Annotated in this window: 4 protein-coding genes; 1 reads left to right on the top strand and 3 read right to left on the bottom strand. The window is 69.0% G+C overall.

Annotation, left to right across the window (positions count from 1 at the left end; all coding sequences use genetic code 11):
• Positions 1 to 93: 93 nt before the first annotated feature.
• Positions 94 to 1062 (top strand): aldo/keto reductase, encoded by a 969-nt coding sequence (locus tag IRZ30_RS16310; RefSeq protein ID WP_294086674.1) that lies wholly within the window; start codon positions 94 to 96, stop codon positions 1060 to 1062.
• A gap of 159 nt (positions 1063 to 1221) precedes the next feature.
• Here the strand turns inward: IRZ30_RS16310 and IRZ30_RS16305 are convergent, their stop codons facing one another.
• From IRZ30_RS16305 to IRZ30_RS16295, 3 genes are all read right to left on the bottom strand, one after another.
• Positions 1222 to 2109 carry a L,D-transpeptidase family protein gene (locus IRZ30_RS16305; protein WP_294086672.1) on the bottom strand — a complete coding sequence of 296 codons (888 nt, stop codon included), beginning with the start codon at positions 2107 to 2109 and terminating at the stop codon, positions 1222 to 1224.
• Between the two features lie 241 nt (positions 2110 to 2350).
• A complete protein-coding gene (locus IRZ30_RS16300) occupies positions 2351 to 3259 on the bottom strand; it encodes an aminoglycoside 6-adenylyltransferase (RefSeq protein ID WP_294086670.1) in 909 nt (302 codons plus the stop codon).
• A gap of 82 nt (positions 3260 to 3341) precedes the next feature.
• Positions 3342 to 3563 carry a KTSC domain-containing protein gene (locus IRZ30_RS16295; RefSeq protein WP_294086668.1) on the bottom strand — a complete coding sequence of 74 codons (222 nt, stop codon included), beginning with the start codon at positions 3561 to 3563 and terminating at the stop codon, positions 3342 to 3344.
• Positions 3564 to 3749: the final 186 nt, after the last annotated feature.

Here is a 3749-nt window from a genome sequence, read left to right as displayed (position 1 = left end):
CCCCCCCCCCCCCCCCCCCCCCATTTTTTTTTTCAAGCTGATCACGGAATACGAGATTCATGAGCGTCTCGTGGGCTCGGGGATAGCGGGCTCATGGTCACGCGGATGGGCCTGGGGATGGCGGCGTTGGGGCGCCCGGGCTACATCACCCTGGGTCACGCGGACGATCTGGGCCGTCGCTACGACGTGGAGGCGATGGAGCGCCACGCGCATGCGGTGCTCGACGCCGCTTGGGCCGCCGGGCTCCGCTACTTCGATGCCGCGCGCAGTTACGGCCGCGGCGAGGAGTTCCTCGGCTCGTGGCTGCGGGCACGGGGGATTGACCCGGCCGCGTGCACGGTCGGGAGCAAGTGGGGTTACACCTACACCGCCGGCTGGCGAGTCGATGCCGAGGTTCACGAGGTCAAGGACCACACCCTGCCGACGCTGCAGCGCCAGTTCGCGGAGAGCCGGGAGCGGCTTGGCGACTACCTCGATCTCTACCAGATCCACAGCGCGACCGAGGACTCCGGGGTGCTCGACCGGCCGGAAGTGCTCGATGAGCTGGCACGTCTGAAGGAAAGCGGTGCCGTCCGGGCCGTGGGCCTGACGCTCAGCGGGCCGGACTCGGCGCGCACGTTAGAGCGGGCCTTCGCCATCGAACGTGACGGCCGGCGCCTCTTCGACAGCGTGCAGGCGACGTGGAACGTGCTGGAGCCGTCAATCGGCCCGCTGCTGGCGCACGTGCGGCAGGCGGGGATGGGCGTGATCGTCAAGGAAGCGTTGGCCAACGGCAGGCTGACACCGCGCAATACCGACCCGGACTTCCGCGCCGGCCGAGCCGTCTTGGAGCGGGAGGCGGCGCGGCTCGGCTGCACGATCGATCAACTGGCGTTGGCCGCAGTCCTCGATCAGCCCTGGGCCGACTGCGTCCTCTCGGGCGCCGCGACGATCGAGCACCTGCGCTCGAACGTCGCCGCTCTCGACGTGCATCTGGACGAACCTGCCCGCGCCGCGCTCGCCACCCTGGCCGAGCCACCGGAACGGTACTGGGCCGCCCGTGCGGCGCTGCGGTGGCAGTGAGGGGACGCGTCATGCGTCATGCGTCATGCGTCACCCGTAGTGCGTACTGTGTGTTCCGTGTTGCGTGTTGCGTGTATCTCCCCTCTCCCCTCGTGGGAGAGGGGTCGGGGGTGAGGGGGACGCATCACGCATGACGCATGACGCATGACGCATGACGCATCAGTAGTGAATGCTCACCGTGGACCCGATGTCCAGGAAGTCCCAGAGGAACGCGGCATCGGGCTCGAGCAGGCCGATGCAGCCGTTGCTGCCGAAGCCGCCGAAGGCGGACGGGGGCGTCCAGTAGTTCTCATGCAGCGCGTAGCCCCCTTCCTTGAAGTACTGGGTGTACTCGACTTCTTCCAGGTAGTAGTACCGCGGGTCGTCCTCCGGAATGCCGACCGTCGTCGAGTCCATCGTCTCGCGGCGTACGCGCTGGAACACCTCGAAGACCCCGGTCGGCGTCTTGCCGTCGCGCCCGGCGGTGATGATCGCCGCATAGATCGGTGTGCCGCCGTCGTAGGCCACGGCGTAGAAGCTTGAGAGATTCACGTCCACCCAGTGGCCGGGGAAGGTCTGCTCCGGCGGGGTCGGGATGAAGGGCGCGACCATCGCCGCGCTGATGTAGCGGTCCGGGCCGATGCGGTACCACGTGGGGTTGCCGTCGACCGGATCCCCCGGCACTTCGTCGTAGATAGGGACGGGGTGGCGGCCGAAGGCGGTCCCGACGATCTGGGCGTCCAGTCCCGGCGCGGACCGGATGTTCACGGCGTCAGCCGTCACCACGCCGACGCGCGCTCCATCGGGGGTGCGGATGGCGACTTCCCACCGCAGGTCGGTCGTATTGCCGCCGATCCCAGCCGGCTCGGGAGCCGGAGTCGGGGTTGGGGTCACGACCGGCAGCGCCTCGGCCGACTCCTGCGGTGCGGCCGCCGCGGCCAGCGGGTCGCGTGTGGTAGTGAAGTCGCTGCGGGCGATCGGGCCAAGCGAGGCCAGGCTCAGGATACCGGTGCCGCCGAGGGCGGCGACCAGCAGTGCCAGGCCGATCGTTCTGAGAACACGACGCATCGACGAACCTTTCCCACCCGTTCCCGCCGTGCGACCGTTCCGGTGGCCGCCGAGTGTACGTTCACTATTGATAACTCCGGCGTGGACCATTTCGTTACGACGGCCGGTGCTCTACGCGTGAGCCGGCCGCGGTCGGGAGGTGAACCCGCCACCGTGGTGGCGCGGGTGTTCGTACACATTGTACCGCTTTTGAGGATGCGCAGCGGGTGCCCTGCCCACCTGGGGCGTGGTGGGCAGGCGCTTATCCAATCGATTGGCGTCCTTGGGGACGTGCCAGTTGCTCGACCAGGCGGCTCGCGTAGCGGTCCACCTCGGTGGGGTAGGTGTATCCCAGCCGCGCGCAGGTGTCCCCGGCAACCCCGCGGAAGAGGTCCATGGTGTTCATGAGAGCGAGCCAGACGGCGCTCTCGTCGTAGCGGGAGAAGGCGCTGCGCAGGTGCGAGAGGGTTCGTGGATCGGCCCACCGTTCCAGGAAGCGGCCTTCATGCCAGGTGTCCACGTGCGGATCGCGCGCGTGCGCGTCCCACTCCAGCATCCGTAGCAGGAGGGTTTTCATGTAGCCGTCGCAGCAGCGCAGGGCGACCCACAGTTCACCGCGCCGCAGCTTCCGGGCGGTCCAGACGGCGTGGTACCAGAAGTCCTGGATCAGTTCGTCCATCTCCTCCGGGCTGGGCAGCGGCGGAGAGGGGGGCGAGGCGCCCTTCAGCCCGGTCAGCACGCGGCTCAGCCGGCCATCGCGGTCGATCAGGATCCGGTAGCCCCGCGCCACCACCGGGGCAACGGCCGCCCGCAGCGCCTGGTCCCCGTGCTCGGGATCGAGCGCATCGAGCCAGGTTGCGGGCACGAGGGTGAAGTCGACATCGAGCCCGCCCTCGAAGAGCACGCGGCGCTCCCGGCCGATCCCGAGCGCGGTCGGTTCGGTGAAGGTGATTCGCGGCGGCGCGATGGCGTCGAGCCAGCCGGTGGACTCCAGGTACGGGGTTGGGTCGTCCGCGAACAGGACCAGGTCGAGGTCGGACCACGGATCCGCCGGCGAGTCGGTGCGCGCGTAGGAGCCGACTACGACCAGCGCCTGGACGTCGGGTCTCGCGGCGGCCCAGCGGGCGATGGTGCCTTCGAGCGCGGGCATGGCGGGTTGATCTGCGCGCATGGCTGCCCTTTCTAGTCGCCAAGACGGGGCTGCGCGGATATCGTAGCACGCCGTCGTTGCCCGCGCGGGCCGCTCATGGCGGTTAGTGGCGCGGCAGCTTCTGGTAGGGGTACTCCCCTCGGATGTGCGCCTGGAAGTACTGGCCGTGTGACGTTGCCGTGAGCAGGTCCTGGTAGACCGGCTGCGGGACGTCGCGGTACTGGTAGACATCACCGCTCTTGACGAATTCGATCTCCAGGATCTGGTGCTGCGGATCGTACCCGACCGACCGGATCATGCTCGACTCAACTGCCTGCCGTTGCATCGCTCCCGCCTCTCCGGTACCGGACTCGTGTGGGCCACGCTCCAGTGCCCGGTCAGCGGAGAATGCACGAAGCTTGCCGGGGAGTGTGCGTCATGCGTCAACCGTCATACGTCATGCGGCAGGCGTGATGCGTGGGGGGGGGGGGGGGGGGGGGGGCGGCGGCGCGCCGGCCGGGCGGGGGGGGCG

Source organism: Sphaerobacter sp. (assembly GCF_019683595.1).
GTDB lineage: Bacteria > Chloroflexota > Chloroflexia > Thermomicrobiales > Thermomicrobiaceae > Sphaerobacter.
The sequence above is the reverse complement of the archived record's forward strand: the minus strand, read 5'-3'. Positions and strand labels throughout refer to the sequence as shown.

What these genes read in the sequence shown, in the direction of transcription:
- IRZ30_RS16305 (WP_294086672.1), bottom strand. Translation starts at nt 2,109, where the DNA reads ATGCGTCGTGTTCTCAGAACGATCGGCCTGGCACTGCTGGTCGCCGCC.
- IRZ30_RS16300 (WP_294086670.1), bottom strand. Translation starts at nt 3,259, where the DNA reads ATGCGCGCAGATCAACCCGCCATGCCCGCGCTCGAAGGCACCATCGCC.
- IRZ30_RS16310 (WP_294086674.1), top strand. Translation starts at nt 94, where the DNA reads ATGGTCACGCGGATGGGCCTGGGGATGGCGGCGTTGGGGCGCCCGGGC.
- IRZ30_RS16295 (WP_294086668.1), bottom strand. Translation starts at nt 3,563, where the DNA reads ATGCAACGGCAGGCAGTTGAGTCGAGCATGATCCGGTCGGTCGGGTAC.